Annotated in this window: 17 protein-coding genes; 7 read left to right on the forward strand and 10 right to left on the reverse strand. The window is 75.5% G+C overall.

The genetic code is table 11. From position 1 onward, the window contains the following. Positions 1 to 14: 14 nt before the first annotated feature. Complete coding sequence (locus TK50_RS10635) at positions 15 to 605, reverse strand: TetR/AcrR family transcriptional regulator (protein ID WP_043962591.1); 591 nt, start codon at positions 603 to 605, stop codon at positions 15 to 17. A gap of 99 nt (positions 606 to 704) precedes the next feature. On the opposite strand from TK50_RS10635, the gene TK50_RS10640 reads away from it, so the two are divergent. Both TK50_RS10640 and TK50_RS10645 read left to right on the forward strand, forming a co-directional pair. Then, positions 705 to 1628 carry an NmrA/HSCARG family protein gene (locus TK50_RS10640; protein WP_043962592.1) on the forward strand — a complete coding sequence of 308 codons (924 nt, stop codon included), beginning with the start codon at positions 705 to 707 and terminating at the stop codon, positions 1626 to 1628. An 88-nt stretch (positions 1629 to 1716) separates the two neighbouring features. Beyond that, positions 1717 to 2715, forward strand: coding sequence for an NAD-dependent epimerase/dehydratase family protein (locus TK50_RS10645; protein ID WP_043962593.1), 999 nt, complete (start codon positions 1717 to 1719; stop codon positions 2713 to 2715). Between the two features lie 61 nt (positions 2716 to 2776). Here TK50_RS10645 and TK50_RS10650 read toward each other — a convergent pair whose 3' ends face one another. Further along, positions 2777 to 3181, reverse strand: a complete 405-nt coding sequence (locus tag TK50_RS10650) for a nuclear transport factor 2 family protein (protein WP_043964253.1) — start codon at positions 3179 to 3181, stop codon at positions 2777 to 2779. An 86-nt stretch (positions 3182 to 3267) separates the two neighbouring features. Here TK50_RS10650 and TK50_RS10655 point away from each other — a divergent pair, with 86 nt between their 5' ends. The 3 genes from TK50_RS10655 to TK50_RS10665 all read left to right on the forward strand — a co-directional run bounded on the left by TK50_RS10655 (position 3268) and on the right by TK50_RS10665 (position 5063). Further along, entirely contained in the window at positions 3268 to 4080 is an 813-nt protein-coding gene (locus TK50_RS10655; protein ID WP_043964255.1) for a helix-turn-helix domain-containing protein, read from the forward strand. Positions 4081 to 4150: 70 nt separating this feature from the next. Beyond that, positions 4151 to 4498, forward strand: a complete 348-nt coding sequence (locus TK50_RS10660; protein WP_043962594.1) for a hypothetical protein — start codon at positions 4151 to 4153, stop codon at positions 4496 to 4498. A gap of 67 nt (positions 4499 to 4565) precedes the next feature. After that, positions 4566 to 5063 (forward strand): DinB family protein, encoded by a 498-nt coding sequence (locus TK50_RS10665; protein ID WP_043962595.1) that lies wholly within the window; start codon positions 4566 to 4568, stop codon positions 5061 to 5063. Positions 5064 to 5685: 622 nt separating this feature from the next. Here TK50_RS10665 and TK50_RS10675 read toward each other — a convergent pair. The 3 genes from TK50_RS10675 to TK50_RS10685 all read right to left on the reverse strand — a co-directional run bounded on the left by TK50_RS10675 (position 5686) and on the right by TK50_RS10685 (position 10805). Beyond that, positions 5686 to 6684: a twin-arginine translocation signal domain-containing protein gene (locus tag TK50_RS10675; RefSeq protein WP_043962596.1), complete on the reverse strand. Its 999-nt coding sequence runs from the start codon at positions 6682 to 6684 to the stop codon at positions 5686 to 5688. A gap of 133 nt (positions 6685 to 6817) precedes the next feature. Then, positions 6818 to 9751 carry an AfsR/SARP family transcriptional regulator gene (locus TK50_RS10680; RefSeq protein ID WP_052503679.1) on the reverse strand — a complete coding sequence of 978 codons (2934 nt, stop codon included), beginning with the start codon at positions 9749 to 9751 and terminating at the stop codon, positions 6818 to 6820. A 79-nt stretch (positions 9752 to 9830) separates the two neighbouring features. Next, the gene (locus tag TK50_RS10685) at positions 9831 to 10805 is read right to left on the reverse strand and encodes an Acg family FMN-binding oxidoreductase (RefSeq protein ID WP_043964261.1); all 975 of its coding nucleotides are present in this window, start codon (positions 10803 to 10805) and stop codon (positions 9831 to 9833) included. 186 nt (positions 10806 to 10991) lie between these two features. On the opposite strand from TK50_RS10685, the gene TK50_RS10690 reads away from it, so the two are divergent. Next, positions 10992 to 11630 carry a response regulator gene (locus tag TK50_RS10690; RefSeq protein ID WP_043962597.1) on the forward strand — a complete coding sequence of 213 codons (639 nt, stop codon included), beginning with the start codon at positions 10992 to 10994 and terminating at the stop codon, positions 11628 to 11630. 97 nt (positions 11631 to 11727) lie between these two features. Here the strand turns inward: TK50_RS10690 and TK50_RS10695 are convergent, their stop codons facing one another. Then, complete coding sequence (locus TK50_RS10695; RefSeq protein ID WP_043962598.1) at positions 11728 to 13434, reverse strand: sensor histidine kinase; 1707 nt, start codon at positions 13432 to 13434, stop codon at positions 11728 to 11730. 44 nt (positions 13435 to 13478) lie between these two features. After that, the gene (locus TK50_RS10700; RefSeq protein ID WP_043962599.1) at positions 13479 to 14501 is read right to left on the reverse strand and encodes an Acg family FMN-binding oxidoreductase; all 1023 of its coding nucleotides are present in this window, start codon (positions 14499 to 14501) and stop codon (positions 13479 to 13481) included. A gap of 210 nt (positions 14502 to 14711) precedes the next feature. Between TK50_RS10700 and TK50_RS10705 the strand changes: the two genes are divergently transcribed. Then, positions 14712 to 17033 carry a heavy metal translocating P-type ATPase gene (locus tag TK50_RS10705; RefSeq protein WP_043962600.1) on the forward strand — a complete coding sequence of 774 codons (2322 nt, stop codon included), beginning with the start codon at positions 14712 to 14714 and terminating at the stop codon, positions 17031 to 17033. A gap of 10 nt (positions 17034 to 17043) precedes the next feature. On the opposite strand, the gene TK50_RS10710 is transcribed toward TK50_RS10705, so the two are convergent. The 3 genes from TK50_RS10710 to TK50_RS10720 all read right to left on the reverse strand — a co-directional run bounded on the left by TK50_RS10710 (position 17044) and on the right by TK50_RS10720 (position 21273). Beyond that, a complete protein-coding gene (locus tag TK50_RS10710; protein WP_043962601.1) occupies positions 17044 to 17904 on the reverse strand; it encodes a universal stress protein in 861 nt (286 codons plus the stop codon). Further along, entirely contained in the window at positions 17901 to 20303 is a 2403-nt protein-coding gene (locus TK50_RS10715) for a phosphoketolase family protein (RefSeq protein ID WP_043962602.1), read from the reverse strand. The genes TK50_RS10710 and TK50_RS10715 overlap by 4 nt, the downstream gene beginning before the upstream one ends. 124 nt (positions 20304 to 20427) lie before the next feature. Then, on the reverse strand, positions 20428 to 21273 hold the full coding sequence (locus TK50_RS10720) for a universal stress protein (RefSeq protein ID WP_043962603.1): 846 nt from the start codon (positions 21271 to 21273) through the stop codon (positions 20428 to 20430). Between the last annotated feature and the right edge of the window lie 145 nt (positions 21274 to 21418).

Consider the following 21418-nt stretch of genomic DNA (forward strand, 5'->3'; position numbering starts at 1 on the left):
GCAGGGGCCCCTTATTAGCGCTCGCTCCTAGCTGGGCTCAGCCCCGCCACCGCGAGGCGGAACAGCCGGTCCGCCCGGGCGGCGGGGTCGGGGTGGTGCTCGGTGCCCAGGGCGATGCCGACGACGAGCGCGATCAGGTCGGCGGCGGTGACGTCGGGCGCCACCGCGCCGTCCTGCGCGGCGCGGCGCAGCAGCGGGTCCGCCGCCTCCTGGATCGCCGCCGCACACGTGTTTCCGTGCACCGGGTCCGGCGGGACGTCGCCGTAGGCCAGCGTGGCCGCCAGCCCTCGGGCGGTGACGCAGTAGGTGACGACGTCGGACAGCCAGTCCAGGAGGGCGTCCCGGCTGTCGCCCCTGTCGGCCAGGTCGCGGGCGCGGGCGCTCAGGGTGTCGATCCGCCTGCTGGAGACGGCTTCCAGCAGCGCGCGGCGGGTGGGGAAGTGCCGGCGCACGGTCGCCGAGCCGACGCCGGCGGTGCGGGCGATCTGCTCCAGGGATGCGCCGCCGCCGTGGGCGGCGACCTCCTGCTCGGCCACGGCGAGGATGCGCGCGTAGTTGCGCCGGGCGTCGGCGCGCTGGCGGTCGGCGGGCTGGTGGTCGGGCATGGCGTCAGCTCCGAGCTTGCTAAGTGGCGGGCCCCGCCGTATCGTACCGGCCTATAAACGGCGGGCCCCGCCGTTTAAGGCCGAGCGCTCAGGAGCGACATGTCCGCAGATTCCGCACCCGTCCTGGTCACCGGCGCCACCGGCCGGCAGGGCGGCGCGACCGTCCGTGCCCTGCGCGCGGCAGGCGTGCCCGTCCGGGCCCTGGTGCGTGACCCGCACACCGACCGGGCCACGGCCGTCGAGGCGCTCGGCGTCGAACTGGTCACCGGTGACCTGCGCGACCGCGACTCCGTGACCCGCGCCGCGCAGGGCGCCCGCGCCGTCTTCTCCGTGCAGATGCCCGACATGAGCACCGGGGTCCCCGACTTCGCGGGGGAGGTCGTCCAGGGCGTCAACCTCGTCGAGGGCGCGAGGGCCGCCGGGGTGCCGCAGTTCGTGCACACCTCCGTCACCGGCGCCGGCCAGCACACCGAGGCCCCCGGCTGGGCCGAGGGCCGCTGGGCCATGATGGAACCCGTCCTGGGAGCCAAGAGCGAGATCCAGGATCGGGTACGCGAGGCCGGCTTCCCCCACTGGACGCTGCTCAAGCCGGGCTTCTTCATGGAGAACTTCCTGCCGTCCATGGCGTACCTGTTCCCGCGCGGCATCGCGGGCGGCCTGGTCAGCGTCCTGCGCCCCGAGACCCGGCTGTCCCTGGTCGCGGTGGACGACATCGGCCGGGCCGCCGCGGCGGCCATCGCCGACCCGGAGCGCTTCGACGGGGTCGAGCTGGAGCTGGCCAGCGACCACCTGTCGATGACGGAGATCGCGCAGACCCTCTCCCGCGTGCTGGGCACGCCGCTCGCCGCGCCGGACATGACCGAGGAGGAGGCCATCGCCGCCGGCATGCCGCCGATGGGCGTCACGCACGAGTGGATGAACGCGGTCGGCCAGCCGGGTCGACCGGAGTACGCGAGGGACCTCGGTATCCCGCTCACCAGCTTCGCCGCCTGGGCGCGGGAGCACCTGGGCTCCCACGTGTGACCTGGGCGGCCCGGGTTCTGCTGTCGGCAGATCCGCTGGGGGTGAACACCCGTCGCGGCCGGGCCGCCGCCCGGGGCAGGGTGGGACGATGAGACTCCTGGTGCTGGGCGGGACAGGCTTCGTGGGTGGGGCGACGGTAGCCGAGGCGGTGCGCCGCGGCTGGTCGGTGACGGTGTTCAACCGGGGGGTGAGCGGCGCGCTGCCGGCGGGCGTACACCAGTTGCGGGGTGACCGGGACGCGCCCGGCGGGCTCGCCGCGCTGGCCGACGGCGAGTGGGACCTCGTCGTCGACACCTGGGACGGCGCGCCCCGCGCGGTCCGCGACGCCGCCCGCGCCCTGCGCGACAGGGCCGGCTGGTTCGGGTACGTCTCCAGCGGGTCCGTCTACACCCGGCCGGTCCCGGCCGGCGTCGGCGAGGACGCGCCCACCGTCGCCGCCGAGCCCGACGCCGTCGACGGCTCCTACGCGCAGTTCAAGGCCGGCGGGGAACGGGCCGCCGCGGCGGTGTTCGGCGACCGGGCGCTGCTGGCCCGCGCGGGGCTGATCCTCGGCCCCGGGGAGGACATCGGCCGGCTGCCCTGGTGGCTGCACCGGGTCGCCCGGGGCGGCGACGTGCTCGCCCCCGGCCCGGTCGACCTGCCCCTGCAGTACGTCGACGTCCGCGACCTGGCGGCGTGGCTGCTGGACCGAGGCGTGGCGGGCGACGGCGGGGCGTACAACGTGCTGTCGCGGACCGGGCACGCGACGATGGGTGAGCTGCTCGACGCCTGCGTCGCCGCCACCGGCTCGGCCGCCCGGCTGCGCTGGACCGACCCGGACACGATCCTCGCCGCCGGGGTGGAACCGTGGAACGACCTGCCGATCTGGGTCCCCCTCGGGCACGAGTACCGCTGGTTGCAGGAGCGCGGCGTGCAGCGGGCGCACGCGACGGGGCTGACCTGCCGGCCGGTGGCCGAGACCGTCGCCGACACCTGGGCCTGGCTGCGCGCGGTGGGTGGCGTGCCGCCGCGCGCCGGCCGCCCGGCCCGCCCGCCGGTGGGCCTGGACCCGCAGCGGGAGGCCGCCCTGCTCGCCGCCGCCGGCTGACCCCGGAGGCCGCCGGACGGATCGCCGTCCGGCGGCGCGCCGGAGGCGGTCCGTGCGCCGTCTACCGCCGAGCGGGTTCCCACCACGCCAGATTGGCGGCGGCCTGGGCCGTCGGCTCGATGATCTCCCACCCCTCGGCGATCAGCCCGTCGTCGATCCGCCAGATGTCGACGACCGCGATCTCCGGCCCCGCATCGGGAAGCCACCGCCGTGAGTACACCACGACATGATCACCGTCGGCGAGCACCTGGTGAATCTCGACCTGCATGCCGACGAGCGGCACCAGCGCGGCGCGGACGGCGGCGAGCCATTCCCTCCTGGTCGACGGGACGGAGCCCGGTCTGTGGTGGACGAAGTCGTCGCTCAGGAACTGGGCGAGCGCATCGACGTCGCCCGTCTCGACCAGCCCGGCGAGCGCCCGCTGGACGATGCTCTTGTTCTGCGCACTGTCGTTCTGTGTGGTCATGGACGCAGTGTTTCCGTGGTCGCTCCGGTTGTCGATGAAATCGGACTTCATGGCGCCCGGTGCGACGACGCGTACGCTTGGCGATCGTGCACACGGTCGGGGATCTCCTGCGGCAGTGGCGGCGACGCCGGGGACTGAGCCAACTGGATCTCGCGATCGCTGCCGACGTCTCGGCTCGCCACGTCAGCCTCGTCGAGACGGGCAGGTCCAAGCCGAGCGCCGGCATGATCCTCCGACTCGCGGACCAGCTCCACGTGCCGCTGCGCGATCGCAACCGGCTCCTGCTCGCCGGGGGCTTCGCGCCCCGGTACGCCGAGCGTCCCCTCGACGACGGCGCGCTGTCGGCGGCCCGCGACGCGGTCCGGCGGGTGCTCCGCGCGCACGAGCCGTATCCGGCGGTGGTCTTCGACCGCCGGTGGAACATCGTGATGGCCAACCGCGCCGTCGACCCGTTCTTCGCGCAGGTGGACCCCGACCTGCTGCGACCGCCGGTCAACCTGGTGCGGCTGGGGCTGGACCCGCGCGGCTTCGCCCGCATGGTCGTGAACCTCGCCGATGTGCGCGCGGTGTTCCGTGCCCGGATCTCCCGCCAGCTCGCCGTCGCCCCCGACCCTGAAGTCGCCGCACTCTACGAGGAGCTGCTGGCAGCCGCACCCGAGGACGCGTCGAGCCAACGGATCGACACCGACGTCGTGATTCCGATGATCCTGCGCATCGGCGGACGGGAGCTGCGGCTGTTCTCGACCATCACCACATTCGGCACGCCGATGGACGTCACGATCGACGAGATCGCGATCGAGTCCTACTATCCGGCGGATGCGGAAAGCGCCGCCTACTTTGCGGATCAGCGCCGCCCCGTGGTTGACACGCGGGCCTTCCCCGGTCAATCGTTGCATTGATGAGGGTCGTTTTGTGTTCGGGTTACACCGAACTCCGGCCCTTCCCCGAACGCCGTACCGGGAGGACGCCATGCGCAGATCCGTCAAGCCCGCCGCCGCAGGTCTCGCCGCAGCCCTGGTCGCCACGCTGGCCGTGGCGCTGCCGGCGTCGCCCGCAGCCGCCGGTGAGCCGTTCCAGAGCCCCGACACGGGCCTGGTCTTCTATTCGAGCTACCCGACCGAGATCGTCGGCAGGCAGGCCGCCCCTGACGGCGTCTGCCGTCCGGTCCCGGCCGACGCGACCTGGATGCTCGCCTGGAGCGGCGGCTTCGGCAGTGTCCCCGGCTACCAGACCCCCGACTGCAGCGGCCAGGCGTCCGAGCTGAACAACTTCCACAGTTGGCCGAAGGGGCGCTACCTCTCGTACCGGGCCGGCTGACCGGTGCTTCCGGTGGTCGTTCGTCCCGGTGGTCCTCTGCGGCGCGACGATCTGGAATGCTTCGGCCATGCCTTCCCTGCCGCCCACCTTCGCCGACCAGGTCATCGCACAGCCGGCCCGTGCCCAGTTCGAGGCGTTCATCGACGAGCACCGCAGTGCACTCAACCACTGCCTGGACGGGCTGACGGAGGAACAGGCGCGCCGAACGCTGGTGCCCTCCCGGACCACGCTGCTGGGCCTGGTAAAGCACGCGACCTTCGTCGAGAGGGTCTGGTTCGACGAGGCCATCACGTGCCGGCCGCGCGTCGAGCTCGGCCTCCCCGCGGCCTCGGAGGACTCGTTCCTCCTCGACGACGGTGACACGATCGCCAGCGTCCAGCAGGCGCACCGCGAAGCCTGCGAGGCGGCCCGCCGGGCGACGTCGTCCCTGGACCTGGACGACGTCCTGCGTGGCAACCGGCGGGGCCCGCTGCCGTTGCGGTGGGTCTATCTGCACGTGCTGCGCGAACTCGCCCAGCACTGCGGGCACGCCGACATCCTCCGGGAGCAGATCCTCGACGAGTAGCGCGCGGAAGTCCGCCTCCGCCGCCTCGAGCCGGTGTCAGTGTGAGCGGGGACAAGCGCAGCGCGTGTCCCCGGGCGGCCACGAGACCCCACACAACGCCGCAGAGCGGAGGCCGGGGCAGATCTTGGTACGAAACGGCCCCTCTAGGGGCCGTTTCGTACCAAGATCTCTGAGCTCGCGAGCGTCGGCCGGCGCCGGGGCGCTTGCGCGGGACGGGTCAGGCGACGGGGCCCGCCTCGCGCTGACGATCGAGTTCGAGGGGCATTCGGTCGCGCTGGCGTTCTACCTGGCCTCGTCGATGTACGAGGCGATGGACGACACGCTGCGCCTGGGCGGCCTGCCCGACCCGGCGGCGCTGCACGCCCGCTTCCTCGGCTGGACGACGCGGTCCCGCCGCGCCCCGCCGACGGCGTAGCCGCTCCTGGACGCCCGCCGGCGGCGTACACGGCAACGGTGGTCGGCGGGTCGCGGCCGTCCCACACCGACGGCCGCGACCCGCCGCACCCGTGGCGGGGCTGGTCCCGGTGACCCCGCCACGGGTGCTGTTGCGCCACGGACCGGGGCCCGCCGCAGGCCGACTCCGCAACGTCAGCCGCCGGCGGCGGGGCCCCGGTCCGGGCGGTCAGGGGTGGGTGCCGATCTGGTCGGCCTCGCCCTCGCCGATGCCGTACTCCCGCTCGGCGGGCGGGATGCCGTAGAAGCAGACGCTGTCGATCTGCCCGGCGGTCTCGTTGGCCACCGACGAGCCGAAGCTGACATAGCGGTAGCCCCGGTCGGACTTGTAGCCGTCGATCCCGGCCTCGGTGACCTTCATGCTGATCCGGTTGTTCCAGCCCCGCACGTAGTCGACCATCTTGTACGGGTTGCGCTCGCCCCCGCCGTCCGCGCCCCGCTTCAGGTACGTCGAGCTGTAGCAGTGCACCGTCACCACGTCCGGCTGGTACGGGCCGGAGAGCATCCCGCCCAGCCCGTCGCCGGTGTCCCGGACGAACGCGTCGAACCAGCTGCCGGAGCTGCCGAAGGTGAAGCCGCTGCCGTCACCGGCCCACCGGCCGGCCGGCATGTTGACCGCCCAGAGCAGGTTGCCCCGGTCCTGCGACGGCTTGTTGTCGCGGATCGTCGCGAGCCGGTTCCACCGGGCCAGCCACGGGTTGTTCGGCTGGTGCCAGTCCGGCTCGTTGCCGATCTCCCAGACGAACAGCGTGTTCGGGTGCGCGTCGATGTACGGCAGCATCAGGCTGAGCTGGTGGCGGGCCAGGTTCGGGTCCGGGTCCTCCGACGACTGGATGATCATCTCGGTGAGCCCGGTGCCGCGCAGCGAGTCGAGCTGCGCGTCGCTGAACCGCCGGTTGTACGGGTCGCCCCAGAACATCGAGATCCGGGCGGTCTGCGGGCGCATCCGGCGCAGGATGTCGACCTTGCGGCTGAAGTCGATGTTGTTGCTGGCGTCGCCCGGCGAGACGACGGCCCCCCACTTCATGTAGTAGGCGGCCGAGGCGGGCCGGGCGTCGCCGAGGACGCCGCCGACGGTCAGCGCGGCGGCGGACGCCCCGACGCCACCGAGGAAGCCGCGCCGGGACAGCCCCGGGCGGTCCCCGGCGGGGATGGAACGGTCGGTCATGGTGGAGCCTCCCCAGGTCCGGTGGGCACGGCACGCGCCCGCCGTCCACCCTCCCCGGTGGACGCCTCCCCGGCCCTCTCAGCCCGCTCTCACCCCGCTCGCACGAGCCCCCGCCCGCACGAGAGCCCCCACCTCAGCCCGCTCGCACCTCGCCGAGCAGGCGCAGCGCCCGCTCCCGTTCGCCGTCCTCGCCGTGCTCGCGGCACAGGGCGAGGCAGTAGCGCAGCGCCGACCGGGCGGCCGGCAACCGGCCCAGCGCCAGGTACGCCGCGCCGAGGCGGCGCAGCGCGATCAGCTCGCCGATGCCGTCGCCGACCTCCCGGGCCCCCGCGACCGCCTCCGTCAGCTCGGCCACCGCCCGCTCGTGCGCGCCCGTGCGCAGGTGCAGCTCCCCCAGGTGCCCCAGGGAGATCGCCTCGCCCCGCCGGTAGCCCAGCTCCCGGCACAGCCCGAGGGCCCGCCCCAGCAGCGCCTCGGCGTCGGCGTCCGCGCCGCGCCCGCCGAGCACCAGGGCCAGGCTCGTCGACGTGTACGCCTCCCCGAACCGGTCGCCCAGCTCCCCGAAGATGGCCAGCGCCTGCCGGAACGCCGCCTCCGCCGGCCCGGGCCGCCCGGCCACCCGGTGCGCCGCGCCGACACCGAACAGCACCTGCGCCTGGCCGGCGCGGTCGCCGAGCTCCACCGTGATCGCCTTCGCCCGGCTCAGCGCGGCCATCGCCTCGGCGTCGCGCCCCTGCAGCCGGTAGGCGGTGCCCGCCGCACGCAGCGCCAGCGCCTGCCCCCTGCGCTCGCCGAGCCGGTCGAACCCGGCCAGCGCCGCGTCGAAGCAGGCCAGCGCGTCGTCGAGGCGGTCCAGGTTGAGGTGCCGTTCGCCGAGGGACCGCAGCAGCCAGGCCCGGCCCGCGTCGGCGTCGGCGGCCACGCAGGCGTCCAGGGCCGCCGTCGTCGCGCCCGCCCAGTCGTCGAGGTGTTCGCGCAGCTCGAACAGCCGGCCCAGGGTGTTGGCGAGGTTCCACGCCGGCTCGACCAGACCGGCCGCCGCCGCCCGCCGCACCGTCGCCACCAGCATCCGCCGGGACGCCTCGAACCAGGCCACCGGGTCGCCGAGCACCGCGTCGCGTTCGGCGGCCGTCCACCGCGACCAGCGCGGGGCGGCGCCGGCCACGCCCCGCCGGAAACCCCCGCCGGTACGCCGGTACGCCTCGTCGGCCAGCGTCAGCCACCCGCCGGTGAGCCGCCCCAGCGCGGCCGTCCGCTCACCGGGCGCGCCGTCGGCGTCCAGCAGTTCCCGCGCGTACGCCCGGACCAGGTCGTGCAGCCGGTAGCCGCCGCCGTCGGCGTCCACCAGGCGGGCCTCGACCAGCCGCTCGGTCAGCTCCTCGCCCTCGGCCGGCGACCGGTCCAGCAGCGCGGCGGCTGCCCAGCCCGGCACCCGGGGCAGGTCCACCCCGCCGAGCAGCCGCAGCAGCCGCCGCTCGGTCGGGTCCAGCTCGTGGTAGCTGGTGGCGAGGCTGGAGCGCACCGCCAGGTCGCCGGTGCGCAGCACGTCGAGGCGGGCCCGCTCGTCGGCGAGCTGCCCGGCCAGCTTCGCCACCGGCCAGTGCGGCCGGGCGGCCAGCCGCGCCCCGGCGATCCGGATGGCCAGCGGCAGGTACCCGCAGCGTTCGGCCACCCGCACGCAGTCGGCGTGCTCGGCGGCCACCCGGTCGGGGCCGATCGCGTGCCGCAGCAGGTCCACCGCCTCGTCGGCGGCGAACACGCCCAGGTCGACGTGGTGCGCGCCGGGCAGGGCGGTGAGCCGGCGGCGGGCGGTCACCAGCACCGCGCAGCCGGGCTCGGCCGGCAGCAGCGGCCGGAGCTGGTTCTCCCCGGCGGCGTTGTCCAGCACCACGAGCAGCCGTCGCCCGGCCGTGCGGGCCCGGAACAGCGCCGCCCGTTCGTCGGTGTCGGCCGGCACCGCCCGGGGGTCCTCGCCGAGGGCGTGCAGGAACCGGCCCAGCACCGTCGACGGGTCGTGCGGCTCGCCGCCGCCGCGCAGGTCCACGAAGAGCTGACCGTCGCCGAACCGGTCCCGCACCAGGTGCGCGACGCGTACCGCGAGGGTGGTCTTGCCGCTGCCGGCCGCGCCGGACACGACCACGACGGGCGGCGCGGCGGGCTGCCCGGCGTCCGTGGCCGGGCCGTCGCCTGCCGGCGGGGCCAGCAGTGCGGCCAGCCGGGCCGCGAGGTCGTGCCGGCCGACGAAGTCGGCGGCGTCCATCGGCAACTGGGCCGCCGGGGGCGCGGGCGGCGGCGCCGGGGCGGGCTCGGCGGCGTCCAGCAGGGGGTCGCCGTCGAGGATGCGCCGGTGCAGCTCCCGCAGCCCCCGACCGGGCTCCAGGCCCAGCTCCGCCACGGTCGCCGCCCGGCCCCGCCGGTACGTCTCCAGCGCCTCGGCCCGCCGGCCGGTGCGGTGCAGCGCGAGCATCAGCCGCTCCCGCAGCTCCTCTCGCAGCGGCTCGGCGTCGACCATCCGGTGCAGGGCGGGGATCAGCTCGGCGTGCCGGCCGAGGGCGAACTCGACGTCCACCCGGTCCCGCTCCACGGCCAGACGCAGCTCGGTCAGCTCCGCCACGGCGGCGGGGAACCCGGCGGCGTGCGGGTCGCCCGGCAGGCGCACGTCGGCCAGGACCGGGCCGCGCCACAGCGCCAGCGCCTCGCCGTAGCGGCGGGCCGCCTCGGCCGCCCGGCCCGACCGGGCCAGCGCGGCGGCCTCGGTGGCGCGGGCGGTGAACACGCGCGCGTCGAGGTCGGCGTCGGCGACGGTGAGCCGGTACCCGCCGGGGCGGGTGGCGATGGTGTCGCCGAGCACCCCGCGCAGCCGCCAGATCAGCGTCTGCACCTGCCCGACGGCCGTGTCCGGCGGCGCGTCGCCCCACAGCGCGCCGAGGAGCTGGTCCAGCCCGGTGTCCCGGCCGGCGTTGACCAGCAGGACGGCCAGCAGCGCCCGCTGCTTGCCGCTGCGCGGGGTGACCGTCCGCCCGGCCACGGCCACCTCGAGCGGCCCGAGTATCGCGAAGCTGGCCATCGGCCGGCACCGTACCACCGTGCGCACAGGCCGGGGCGGGGGTCGCCGGCGTGCGGCGCGCACCCCGGCGACCGTCGCCTCACGCTTGGCCGACCGGCACGTCCAGCACCTCGTCGACGCTGCGGCGGGGGGTCGGCGAGCCGGGCTGGCCGTACCCGATCCGCATCACCATCTGCGGGGTGCCGAACCGGCCCAGGGACAGCCGCAGCGCCTCCCGCGCCCCCGGCACCTCGATCGGCTGGGACATCATCGACACGCCCAGCCCGGCGTCGGTGGCGGTGAGCAGCACCCGCTGCAGGGCCTGCCCGGCCACCACCTGGTCGGTGGTGGTGTTGCCGGCCGTGCCGAGCACCGCCACCAGCGGCTCCGGCTCGAAGTCCCGGCCCGGGGCGCGGCTGCGCCCGCCGAAGCCCCGGCTGGGCAGCAGGTCCTGCGGCTCGCCCAGCGGGCCGCCCGCGGCGGCCGGCACCCCGTCGGGCGCGGGCGCGCTGCGCACCCACTCGGCCAACTCGGCCCGGTAGGCGGGGTCGCGCTCCAACACCCGGTTGGCGCTGCGGGCGACCTCGGCGAACGCGTTCACCGCGCTCACCCCGATCACCATCTCCAGCCAGCCCTGCTCGGCGCGGGCCGCCTCGCCGAGCCGCCACCGCACGTCGGCCGGCACCGGATCGGGCCAGAACGGGGCCCGGTTGCTGAACCGGTGCGGGATGACGCCGTACAGCATCTGCTCGGTCGGGGTGGGGCGGCGCGGCACGTCCGGGACCAGCCGGGCCAGCACGTCGGGCTCCGTCGGGTACGGGCGCAGCCGCACCGTCGCCGGGGTGCCCGCGACGGCCAGCGCCAGCCGCAGGTTGAACAGGGCCGCCCCGCAGGCGATCCGGGCCCCCCAGCCGCTCGGGTCGGTCGCCGGTAGCCGGCGACCGCGGTCCAGCAGCACCTCGATCCCGCCGTCGCGCAGCCGGAACCGCCACGGCTGGCTGTTGTGCAGCGACGGCGCCCGCACGGCGTCGGCGGCGGCGGCCCTGAGCTGCTCGACGGTGAAGCCGGTCTCCATCATGATCCCCTCCCGTGGCAGTCGTGCCGCCCCGTCTGGTCCACCTCCACGGTGCGTGACCAGGGCGGTCGCCGGGCAGGGCCGGACGTCCCGTCTGCGCCGGGACCCCCAGCCCACCCGCCGTGCGGCGGCGGTAGGGACCTTCGGCCCGTGCGGGCACCCGGCCCGAGGGGGTAGAAACGAGGGATGATCCGGGTGTTCCTGCTCGACGACCACGAGGTCGTCCGTCGTGGCCTTGCCGACCTGCTCACCAACAGCGGCGACATCGAGGTGGTGGGGGAGTCGGGCTCCGCCCAGGAGGCGGCCCGCCGCATCCCCGCGCTGCGGCCCGACGTGGCGATCCTCGACGCCCGGCTGCCCGACGGCAACGGCATCGACGTGTGCCGCGACATCCGCGCCGTCGACTCGTCGATCAAGGGCCTGATCCTCACCTCGTACGAGGACGACGAGGCGCTGTTCGCGGCCATCATGGCCGGCGCGTCGGGTTACGTGCTCAAGCAGATCCGCGGCACCGACCTGGTCGACGCGGTGCGCCGGGTCGCCGCCGGCCAGTCCCTGCTCGACCCGGCGATCACCACCCGGGTGCTGGAGCGCATCCGCAGCGGCGTGGAGCAGCCCCGGGAGCTGAAGACCCTCACCGAGCAGGAGCGGCGCATCCTGGAATACGTCGCCGAGGGCCTGACCAACCGGGAGATCGCCGGCAAGATGTTCCTGGCCGAGAAGACGGTGAAGAACTACGTCTCCAGCGTGCTGGCCAAGCTGGGCCTGGAGCGGCGCACCCAGGCGGCCGTCCTGGCGACCCGCCTCCTCGGCAAGGCGCACTGACCGGCCGCCGGCACCTGCCGGGCCAGCCGTCGCGCAGCGGGGCCGCCCGGCAGCGCAGCTCGGGCCAGCCGACGCTCAGCGGGGCCGTCGCGCCGGGTCAGTCGTCGCGCAGCGGGGCCGTCCAGCGCAGCTCGGTGCCGTGGGGCGTCACCGGGCGCACCTCGAACTCGCCGCCGTGGCGTTCGGCGCGCTCGCGCAGGTTGACCAGGCCGCCCCGCGCGGCGGCCGGGTCGCAGCCCTTGCCGTCGTCGGCGACCGTGACCGTCACCCAGCCGCCCTCCACCCGCACGCCCACCGCGACCCGGCTCGCCTCGGCGTGGCGTACGGCGTTGGACAGCGCCTCGCGGAGCACGGCCGTGAGGTCGGGGCGGACCGGCTCGGGGACGGCGCTGTCGATCGGGCCGGTCAGCTCCAGCGACGGCCGGAAGCCCAGCGACCCGGCGGCCACGTCGACCGCCTCGCGGATCTCGGTGCGCAGCGCCGCGCTCATCGGGGTGCGCAGCTCGAAGATCGTGCGGCGGATGTCCCGGATCGTGGCGTCGAGGTCGTCGACGGCCGCGTTGATCCGCTTGGCCACCTCGGGGCGGGCGTTCATCGCGCCGCTCTGCAACTGCAGGCCGGTGGCGAACAGCCGCTGGATGACCACGTCGTGCAGGTCCCGGGCGATGCGCTCGCGGTCCTCCAGGACCACCAGCAGCTCCCGCTCCTCCTGCCCCCGGGCCCGCTCCATGGCCAGCGCCGCCTGCCCGGCGAAGCTGCCGAGCAGCGCCACGTCGTCGTCGGTGGCCCCGCCCCGGTCGGGCGGGTAGGCGATCACCAGGACGCCGTGCAGCGTGTCGGCGGCGGCCAGCGGGGAGACCACCGCCGGCCCGGCGGTCACCGGTGTCGGCCAGGGCGCGGCCTCGGCCAGGTTCTCCACCAGCGTGTGCCGCCGCTCGGTGACCGACTCGGCGAAGCTGGTCTCGCCGGCCGGCAGCACCGCGCCCACCAGCCCCCGGACCGGCTCGCCGGCCCCGTCGGCCGGCCCCCGGGCCGGCTTGTCGGCGGCGTCGACCACCTCGACGGTGAACTGGCCGGCGTCCTCGTCGTAGAGCAGCACGACGGCCAGTTCCGCCTCGGCGACCTCCCGGGCCCGCCGGGCCACCAGCGCCAGCGCGTCGGTGCGCCGCACCTCGCCCAGCAGCACCGAGGTGATCTCGGCGGTGGCCGCCAGCCAGCGCTCCCGGCGGTGGGCCAGCGCGTACAGCCGGGCGTTCTCGATCGCCACGCCGGCGGCGGCGGCCAGCGCCACCACGATCTCCTCGTCGTCCTCGGTGAACTCGGCCGCGCCCTGCTTCTCGGCCAGGTAGAGGTTGCCGAAGACCTGCTCGCGGATGCGCACCGGCACCCCGAGGAAGCTGTGCATCGGCGGGTGGTGCGGCGGGAAACCGTAGGACTTGGGATGCTTGGTGATGTCGGGCATCCGCACCGGGCGGGGCTCGTCGATGAGCAGGCCGAGCACGCCCCGCCCGTGCGGCAGGTCGCCGATCTTCGCGTGCAGCTCGGCGTCGATGCCGTGGGTGATGAAGTCGTGCAGCAGCCGGTCGGGGCCGATCACCCCGAGCGCGCCGTACTTCGCGCCGACCAGCTCGCACGCCGCCGCGACGATCCGTTGCAGCGTGCTGCGCAGGTCGAGATCGGTGCCGATGCCGACCACCGCGTCGAGCAGGGCCCGCAGCCGCTCCCGGCTGGTGACCACCTCGCCGACCCGGTCCAGCATCTCTTGGAGCAACTCGTCGAGGCGGACCCGCGACAGCGGGCTCAACCCCAGCGACGGCGCGACCGGCTCATGCCTCGGGTTCGGTGCGTTCACCCGGCGATGGTATCGCCCGGCGAACGCACCGCGGACGTGTCGACGATCTGCTCCGTGGGCAGCCGGGGGGTGTGCGGCGGGCCGGCGTGCGCCGGGTCCGCGATCCCCATCCGCAGCACCAGGTACGGGTACCCGAGGCCGGCGAGGACCTGCCGCAGGGTCTGCCGGGTGCCCTCCACCTCGACGACGCCCGACAGCGGCACCATCGACACGCCCAGCCGGGTCGCCGTCAGCCACCCCGCCGACAGCGCCTCCCCGGCCCGCAGCCAGCTGTCCGGCTCGTCCTCGTCGCCGAAGAGCACCCCGTACGCCGCCGCCCGGTCGTGGCCCGGCCCGATCGGCAGGGTGCCCGGGCGGCCGAAGTCCCGCCCCGGCACGGTGGTCTGCTGCGCCTGCTCGGGCAGCACCTCCGGCGGCAGGCCCGTGCCGGTGCCCGCCCGGCTCGTCCAGTACTCCAGTTCCTCGCGCTGCCCCGAGTCCTCCGCCTCCACCGTCGCGGCGTGCGAGGCCGCGGCGGCCAGCTCCATCACCTGGTCGAAGTTGAGCACCTGGAGCCGCGCGCCCTCGGCGGCGACCGCCGCGGCGATGTCGCCGAGCGCGGCCGTCGGCACCGGCTCGTCGCCGACCGGGCGGCGGTCGGTGTGCCGCACCTGCATGCACTGCACCAACCGCATGGCGTCGGGGTCGGCCTCGACGCGCTTGAGGTCGCCGACCCGCGCCAGCAGCTCCGCATCGCCCGGGTCGGGCAGCCGTTCCACCACGAACGCCCAGCCCTCGGCGGCGAGGGCCACCCGGGCGTGGTGCAACGCCGCGCCGCAGCTCAGCGCCGACAGCCGGCCCTCCGGATCGGTGGCGGCGAGCTGACGGTCCCGCACCACGCGCAGCTCCAGCGCGTCGGGCAGCACCCGCCAGCGCCACGGCTGGGTGTTGTGCACCGAGGGCGCGTGGCCGGCCGTCGCGGCGGCCTCCGCGAGCGCGGTGGTCAGCGGGCGGTCCGTCGCCGGCGTCTCGTGGCTCATCGTCACGACCTTTCGTCTCAGCCCATCGTGCCCCACCGCGCGGTGCCCCGGGCGGGGTTGCCGCTCCATCCTGCGGCACCGGCACCCCCGGACGCACGGTACGCAGGTCCCGTCCCGCCCGGGTACTTCGCCTCCGCCGATCATGACAGGCGGCGGGCGCGATTCGGTGGTTGACCTCCTCGCCGGCCCGCCCGTTGAGAGGATCCGCAGGTGGGCACCGAGGCGCGGGAGTGCGTACCGGAGCGGCCGGTGCGGCAGCGCTGGGCGCGCGGGCTGCAGTGGGCGCCGCTGGCCGCGCTGACGCTGGCCGTGCTGGCCGGGGCGGGGCTGTGGCTCGCCGGCCGGCGCACCTGGGCGGACTGGCTGTGGGCGGCGGCGACCGTGACGGCGCTGGCCCCGGCGGCCTGGTCCATGCTGCGCCAGCTGTGGCGGCGGCAGTTCGGGGTGGACGTCATCGCCGTCCTCGCGCTGGCCGGCGCGCTCGTCGTCGGGGAGTACCTGGCGGGCGCGGTGATCGCGCTGATGCTCGCCACCGGCCGCGCGCTGGAGGCGTACGCCCAGCGCAGAGCGACCCGCGACCTGCGTGCCCTGCTGGAACGGGCCCCGCGCACGGCGCGGCGGCGGGTCCCCGGCGGCGGCATCGAGACGGTCCCGCTGGACCGGGTCGCGGTCGGCGACCGGCTGGTGGTCGGCCCCGGCGACGTGGTGCCGGTCGACGGGACCGTCGAGGAGGCCGCCACCCTCGACGAGTCGGTCGTCACTGGCGAGTCCCGGCTCGTGCAGCGGGCGGCCGGCGAGCAGGTGGCCAGCGGCGTGGCCAACGCCGGGGCCGGGTTCGGGCTGCGGGCGACGAAGAGCGCGGCGGCCAGCACGTACGCGGGGATCGTCCGGCTCGCCGAGGAGGCCACCGCGCGCAAGGCCCCGATGGTGCGGATGGCCGACCGGTACGCGGCGGCGTTCGTGCCGTTCACGCTGGTCCTGGCCGGGCTGGGCTGGTGGCTCTCCGGCGAGTTCGTGCGGGCCGTCGCGGTGCTGGTGGTGGCCACCCCCTGCCCGCTGCTGCTGGCCACCCCCATCGCGATCGTCTCCGGGCTGTCCCGGGTGGCCCGCCGCGGGGTGCTGGTCCGCGACGGCGGCTCGCTGGAGCTGCTGGGTCGGGCCCGGACCCTGCTGGTCGACAAGACCGGCACGCTCACCGCCGGCCGGCCCCGGGCCGCCGAGACGGTGGTCGCCCCCGGCGGCGACCGGGACGAGGTGCTGCGGCTGGCCGCCTCCGTGGAGCAGCTCTCCCCGCACGTGCTGGCCGCGGCCCTGGTCCGGCAGGCCCGGGAGCGGGGCCTGCGGCTGACCGACCCGACCGACGTCACCGAGGAGCCGGGGCGCGGGGTCACCGGCCGGGTCGACGGGCGGCTGGTGCGGGTCGGCCAGCTCGGCGGGGAACTGCCGCAGTGGGCGGCCCGGGCCGCCGAGCGCGCCGAACTGGCCGGCCGGTCGGCCGTCTGGGTCAGCGACGAGCGGGAGCCGCTCGGTGCGATCCTGCTGGAGGACCCGGTGCGCCCCGACGCCCGCCGCACCGTGCGGCGGCTGCGCGAGGCCGGGCTGACCCGGCTGATCATGGTCACCGGCGACCGGCCCGGCACCGCCGACCAGGTCGCGCAGGCCGTCGGCGTCGACGACGTGCTGGCCCGGTGCACGCCGCAGGAGAAGACCGCCCGGGTACGCGAGGAGTCCCGCCGGGCCGTCACCGTGATGGTCGGCGACGGGGTGAACGACGCCCCCGCCCTGGCCGAGGCCGACGTCGGGGTGGCGATGGGCGCCACCGGGGCGACCGCCTCCGCCGACGTCGCCGACGCGGTGCTTACCGTCGACCGGCTCGACCGGCTCGCCGACGCCGTGGAGATCGCCCGGTACGCCCGCCGCATCGCCACCCAGAGCGCCGTCGTCGGGATGGCGCTGGCCGTGGCGGCGATGCTGGTCGCCGCCGCCGGGAGGCTGCCGCCGGTGGCCGGGGCGTTCCTCCAGGAGGGCATCGACGTCGTGGTGATCCTCAACGCGCTGCGGGCCCTCGGCGGCGGGCTGCGCCGCCGGGACGTCCCGCCGGACACCCGGGAACTGCTCGGCCGGTACGCCGGCGAGCACGCCGCGGTCCGCGACGTGCTCGCCGCCCTGCGCGACACCGCCGACCTGGTCGCCACGCACCCCGACTCGCCCGACTGCCTGCCCGCCCTGCGCGCGGTGCACGGGCGGCTCACCGGGAGGGTGCTGCCGCACGAGGCCGCCGAGGAGCGGCAGCTCTACCCGGCGCTGGCCGGGCCGCTCGGCAGCGACGAGGCGACCTCGCCGATGAGCCGGGGACACGTGGAGATCCGTCGGCTGGTCGACCGGATCGGCGGGCACCTCGCCCAGGCCGGCGACGGGCCGCTGCGCGGCGACCAGGTCACCGACCTGCTCGCCGCGCTGTACGGCCTCGACGCCGTCCTGCGCCTGCACCTGGCCCAGGAAGAGGAGGACTACTTCTCCCTCCCCGACTGACGCCTGCGCGTCAGCGTTCGCGGACCACCGCCACCGGGCAGTGGGCGTGGTGCAGGAGCTGCTGGCCGACCGAGCCGAGCAGCATGCCGCGCAGCCCGCCCCGGCCCCGGCTGCCGACCACCACGAGCTGGGCGTCCCGGCTCGCCTCGACCAGCGCGCCGGCCGGGCGGCCGGCCACCACGTCGACGGTCACCGCGACGTCGGGGAACGTCTCCCGCCAGCCGGCCAGCGGCCCGTCCAGCGCCGCCCGTTCCGCTGCCGCCGCGTCGTCGGCGCCCAGGTCCCGGTCGGCCGACGGCTCCCAGGCCCGCACCACGTGCAGCGGGACGCCCCGCTGGGCCGCCCGCTCGACGGCGAACCCGAGGGCCAGCAGCGAGGTGTCGGACCCGTCGACGCCCACCACCACCCGGCCCGTGCGCCCGGCGGGGGTGTCGCCGTCGCGGACCACCACCACCGGGCAGTGCGCGTGGGCGGTCACCGACACGGCCGTGGAGCCGGCGAGCAGGCCACCGAACCCGCCGTGGCCGCGGCTGCCGAGCACCAGCAGGCCCGCCTCGGCGGAGCGTTCCTCCAGCACCAGGGCCGGCGGCCCGTCGAACACCTCCCCGTGCACGGTGACCGTGGGCCGCGCGGCGGCGGCGTCGGCGGCGGCCTTCGCGACCAGCTCCTCGACCTGCCGGCGGGCGGTGTCGTCGGGCCAGATCCCGGGGGCCACGCCGGGGCCGACCCAGCCGGCCACGGTCACCCACTCGAAGACGTACGCCAGGCGGATCGGCCGGCCGCTGTGCTCCGCCTCGTCGAGCGCCCAGTTCAGGGCGAGGGTGGCGTCGGCGGAACCGTCGTAGCCGACGAGGATCTCGTCACCGTTCACTGTCCGCTCCTCAGCTCGGCGTCGGTCTCCCGGATCCACCGCCACTCGGCGACCCGGGGGTCGTCCTCGCCGTACTCGCGGGTGTGGTCGCGGCACGCCTGCCGGGCGTCGACCATCTCCTGGCGCAGGTGCGCGGCGCGCGCGGCCAGCCCCGGCACCCGGTCGATCACGTCGATGACCAGGTGGAACCGGTCCAGGTCGTTGAGCATCACCATGTCGAACGGCGTGGTGGTGGTGCCCTCCTCCTTGTACCCGCGCACGTGCAGGTTGTCGTGGTTGGCGCGCCGGTAGGTGAGCCGGTGGATCAGCCACGGGTAGCCGTGGTAGGCGAAGATGACCGGCTTGTCGCGGGTGAAGATGGTGTCGAACTCGTTGTCGGGCAGGCCGTGCGGGTGCTCCGACGGCGGCTGGAGGCGCATCAGGTCGACCACGTTGACCACCCGCACCCTCAGCTCGGGCAGCCGCTGGCGCAGCAGGTCGGCGGCGGCGAGGGTCTCCAGCGTCGGCACGTCACCGGCGCAGGCGAGCACCACGTCCGGCTCCTCGCCGCCGTCGGTGCTGGCCCAGTCCCAGATGCCCAGGCCGCGCCGGCAGTGCTGGATCGCCTCGTCCATGGTCAGCCAGTTCGGGGCGGGCTGCTTGCCGGCCACCACCACGTTGATGTAGTGCCGGCTGCGCAGGCAGTGGTCCATGGTGGAGAGCAGGGTGTTGCCGTCCGGCGGCAGGTAGACCCGCACCACCTCGGCCTTCTTGTTGACCACGTGGTCGATGAAGCCCGGGTCCTGGTGCGAGAAGCCGTTGTGGTCCTGCCGCCACACGTGGCTCGACAGCAGGTAGTTCAGCGAGGCGATCGGCTCCCGCCAGGGGATGCCCCGGGTCACCTTCAGCCACTTGGCGTGCTGGTTCACCATCGAGTCGACGATGTGGATGAACGCCTCGTAGCTGGTGAAGATGCCGTGCCGGCCGGTCAGCAGGTAGCCCTCCAGCCAGCCCTCGCACAGGTGCTCCGACAGCACCTCCATCACCCGGCCGTCGGGGGAGAGGTGGTCGTCGCCGTCGACCCGGTTGGCGACGAACGCCCGGTCGGTGACCTCGAAGGCCGCGCCGAGCCGGTTGGAGGCGACCTCGTCGGGGCCGAAGAGGCGGAAGGTGTGCGGGTTGGCGGTGATGATGTCGCGGACCCACGCGCCGAGCACGCCGGTCGCGCCGACCGCGGGCTCGCCGTGCTGCTGGACGTCGACGGCGTACCGGCGGAAGTCCGGCAGCTCCAGGTCGCGCAGCACCCGTCCGCCGTTGGTGACCGGGTTGGCGCTCATCCGCAGGTCACCGGTCGGCGGCAGCGCGGCCAGCTCGGCGACGGGCGCGCCGGTCGGGTCGAACAGCTCCTCCGGCCGGTAGCTGCGCAGCCAACGCTCCAGCTCGGCCAGGTGCTCCGGGTTGTCGCGCACCTCGGCGATGGGCACCTGGTGGGCGCGGTAGGTGCCCTCCACCTGCTTGCCGTCGACGACGGCCGGGCCGGTCCAGCCCTTCGGCGTACGCAGGATGATCATCGGCCAGCGGGGGCGCTCGACGGGGCCGCCGGAGCGGGCCCGGCGCTGGATCTCGGCGATCTCGTCGACCGCCCGGTCCAGGGTGGCGGCGAGGGTCTGGTGCACCGTGGCCGGGTCGTCGCCCGCGACGACGTACGGCTGGTAGCCGAAGCCGCGCATCATGTCCAGCAGGTCGTCGGTGGGGATGCGGTCCAGCACCGTCGGGTTGGCGATCTTGTAGCCGTTGAGGTGCAGGATGGGCAGCACCGCCCCGTCGCGGGCCGGGTTGAGGAAGACGTTGGACAGCCAGCTACCGGCCAGCGGGCCGGTCTCGGCCTCCCCGTCGCCGATGACGCAGGCGACCAGCAGGTCGGGGTTGTCGAACGCCGCGCCGTAGGCGTGGCTCAGCGCGTACCCCAGCTCGCCGCCCTCGTGGATCGAACCCGGCACCTCCGGTGCCACGTGGCTCGGGATGCCGCCGGGGAAGGAGAACTGGCGGAACAGCCGTTGCATGCCGGTCTCGTCGCGGCTCACCGAGTGGTAGAGCTCGCTGTAGGTGCCCTCCAGCCAGGTGTTGGCCACCAGCGCGGGGCCGCCGTGACCGGGGCCGGTGATGAAGATCGTCGGCAGCTTCCGGTTGACGATGATCCGGTTGAGGTGCGCGTAGAGCAGGTTGAGGCCCGGGCTGGTGCCCCAGTGCCCCAGCAGCCGGGGCTTGACGTGCTCGGGCCGCAGCGGCTCCCGCAGCAGCGGGTTGTCCAGCAGGTAGATCTGCCCGACGGTCAGGTAGTTAGCGGCCCGCCAGTACGCGTCCAGCCGGCGCAGCTCGTCTTCGGTCAGGGGGCTGTGCAGGTCTACAGCGGTGTCCATGCTGCGTTAGCCTCTCGCGGATCGGGGACGTTCGCATCCGGGGTGCCGGGTCTTCCCGGCCACGTCCAGCTTCGCGGTGCGGGCGGAGATCGATCAGGGCCGTTGGTCCCGGACCGTGGGGACGTCATGCCCCGCCCGGCGCGGTGGAAACCAGTCCACGCACGACGATGACCGGGGCGGGGGAGTGGTAGAGCAGCGACTGGCTGACCGCGCCGAGCATCCCGCGCAACGGCTCGTCACCCCGGGCGGCCACCACGGTCAGCTGCGCGGAGCGGGACTGTTCGACCATGACCGCGCCGGGGTCGCCGACGACGACGTGGCACTCGGTCGACACCTCCGGGTGCCGGCGTCCGCACCGGGCCACCACTTCGGCCAGCTCGGCGCGCGCGGTCCCCAGAACGTTCCGGTCCTCGGGCGGCGGCTCGACGACCCGCACGGCGAGCAGCCGGGCGGACCGGCGGGCGGCGCAGCCGAAGGCGAACGCCAGCGCCGTGCGGGAGCTGGCCGAACCGTCGACGCCGACGAGGACGGGGCCCTGCGGTGGCGGCTCGGGGCGGACCACCAGCACCGGACAGCCGGCCCGGGCGGCGAGTTGCACCGCCGGTGCGTCGGCGGGGATGCACGCGCCGCAGCGCGACATCCCGCCGTCGCCGATGACGACGAGGAACGCCGACTCGGAGCGGCGGACCAGCGCGGCGACCGGCGCGCCCTCGACGATCTCGCCGCTGACCGGCACCGCCGGCTCCGCCTCGCCGGCGGCTGCGGCGGCCTGTTCGAGCAGCTCCTCGGCCCGGGCGCGGGGGCCGGTCACCGACGGGGCCTCCAGCGCCGCCGACCAGTTGAAGGCGTGCAGCAGGCGCAGCGGGCGGCGGTGGCCGGCGGCCTCCCGCGCGGCCAGCCGGACGACCTGCCCGGCGGACTCCGGCGAGCCGAGTGCGGCCACCACGGGCGCGTCGGCGGGTGGGGTCATCCGGCCTCACCTCCCCCGACAGGCGTGCACGGCGGGTCCGATCCCTGTGACCGAGCGTAGTGGCCGACGGCCCGGCGGGGGCCGGTATCGCGCCGGCCCGCCCGGCGCTGCTGTCAACTCTGGTTGACGCAGCCCGGTTGTCAAC

The organism is Micromonospora haikouensis (genome assembly GCF_000876225.1).
Classification (GTDB): Bacteria; Actinomycetota; Actinomycetes; order Mycobacteriales; family Micromonosporaceae; genus Micromonospora; species Micromonospora haikouensis.

Excerpts from the sequence above, each read along its gene's own strand:
- TK50_RS10635 (WP_043962591.1), bottom strand. The coding sequence starts at position 605 with ATGCCCGACCACCAGCCCGCCGACCGCCAGCGCGCCGACGCCCGGCGC.
- TK50_RS10640 (WP_043962592.1), top strand. The coding sequence starts at position 705 with ATGTCCGCAGATTCCGCACCCGTCCTGGTCACCGGCGCCACCGGCCGG.
- TK50_RS10645 (WP_043962593.1), top strand. The coding sequence starts at position 1,717 with ATGAGACTCCTGGTGCTGGGCGGGACAGGCTTCGTGGGTGGGGCGACG.
- TK50_RS10650 (WP_043964253.1), bottom strand. The coding sequence starts at position 3,181 with ATGACCACACAGAACGACAGTGCGCAGAACAAGAGCATCGTCCAGCGG.
- TK50_RS10660 (WP_043962594.1), top strand. The coding sequence starts at position 4,151 with ATGCGCAGATCCGTCAAGCCCGCCGCCGCAGGTCTCGCCGCAGCCCTG.
- TK50_RS10665 (WP_043962595.1), top strand. The coding sequence starts at position 4,566 with ATGCCTTCCCTGCCGCCCACCTTCGCCGACCAGGTCATCGCACAGCCG.
- TK50_RS10675 (WP_043962596.1), bottom strand. The coding sequence starts at position 6,684 with ATGACCGACCGTTCCATCCCCGCCGGGGACCGCCCGGGGCTGTCCCGG.
- TK50_RS10680 (WP_052503679.1), bottom strand. The coding sequence starts at position 9,751 with ATGGCCAGCTTCGCGATACTCGGGCCGCTCGAGGTGGCCGTGGCCGGG.
- TK50_RS10685 (WP_043964261.1), bottom strand. The coding sequence starts at position 10,805 with ATGGAGACCGGCTTCACCGTCGAGCAGCTCAGGGCCGCCGCCGCCGAC.
- TK50_RS10690 (WP_043962597.1), top strand. The coding sequence starts at position 10,992 with ATGATCCGGGTGTTCCTGCTCGACGACCACGAGGTCGTCCGTCGTGGC.
- TK50_RS10700 (WP_043962599.1), bottom strand. The coding sequence starts at position 14,501 with ATGAGCCACGAGACGCCGGCGACGGACCGCCCGCTGACCACCGCGCTC.
- TK50_RS10715 (WP_043962602.1), bottom strand. The coding sequence starts at position 20,303 with ATGGACACCGCTGTAGACCTGCACAGCCCCCTGACCGAAGACGAGCTG.
- TK50_RS10720 (WP_043962603.1), bottom strand. The coding sequence starts at position 21,273 with ATGACCCCACCCGCCGACGCGCCCGTGGTGGCCGCACTCGGCTCGCCG.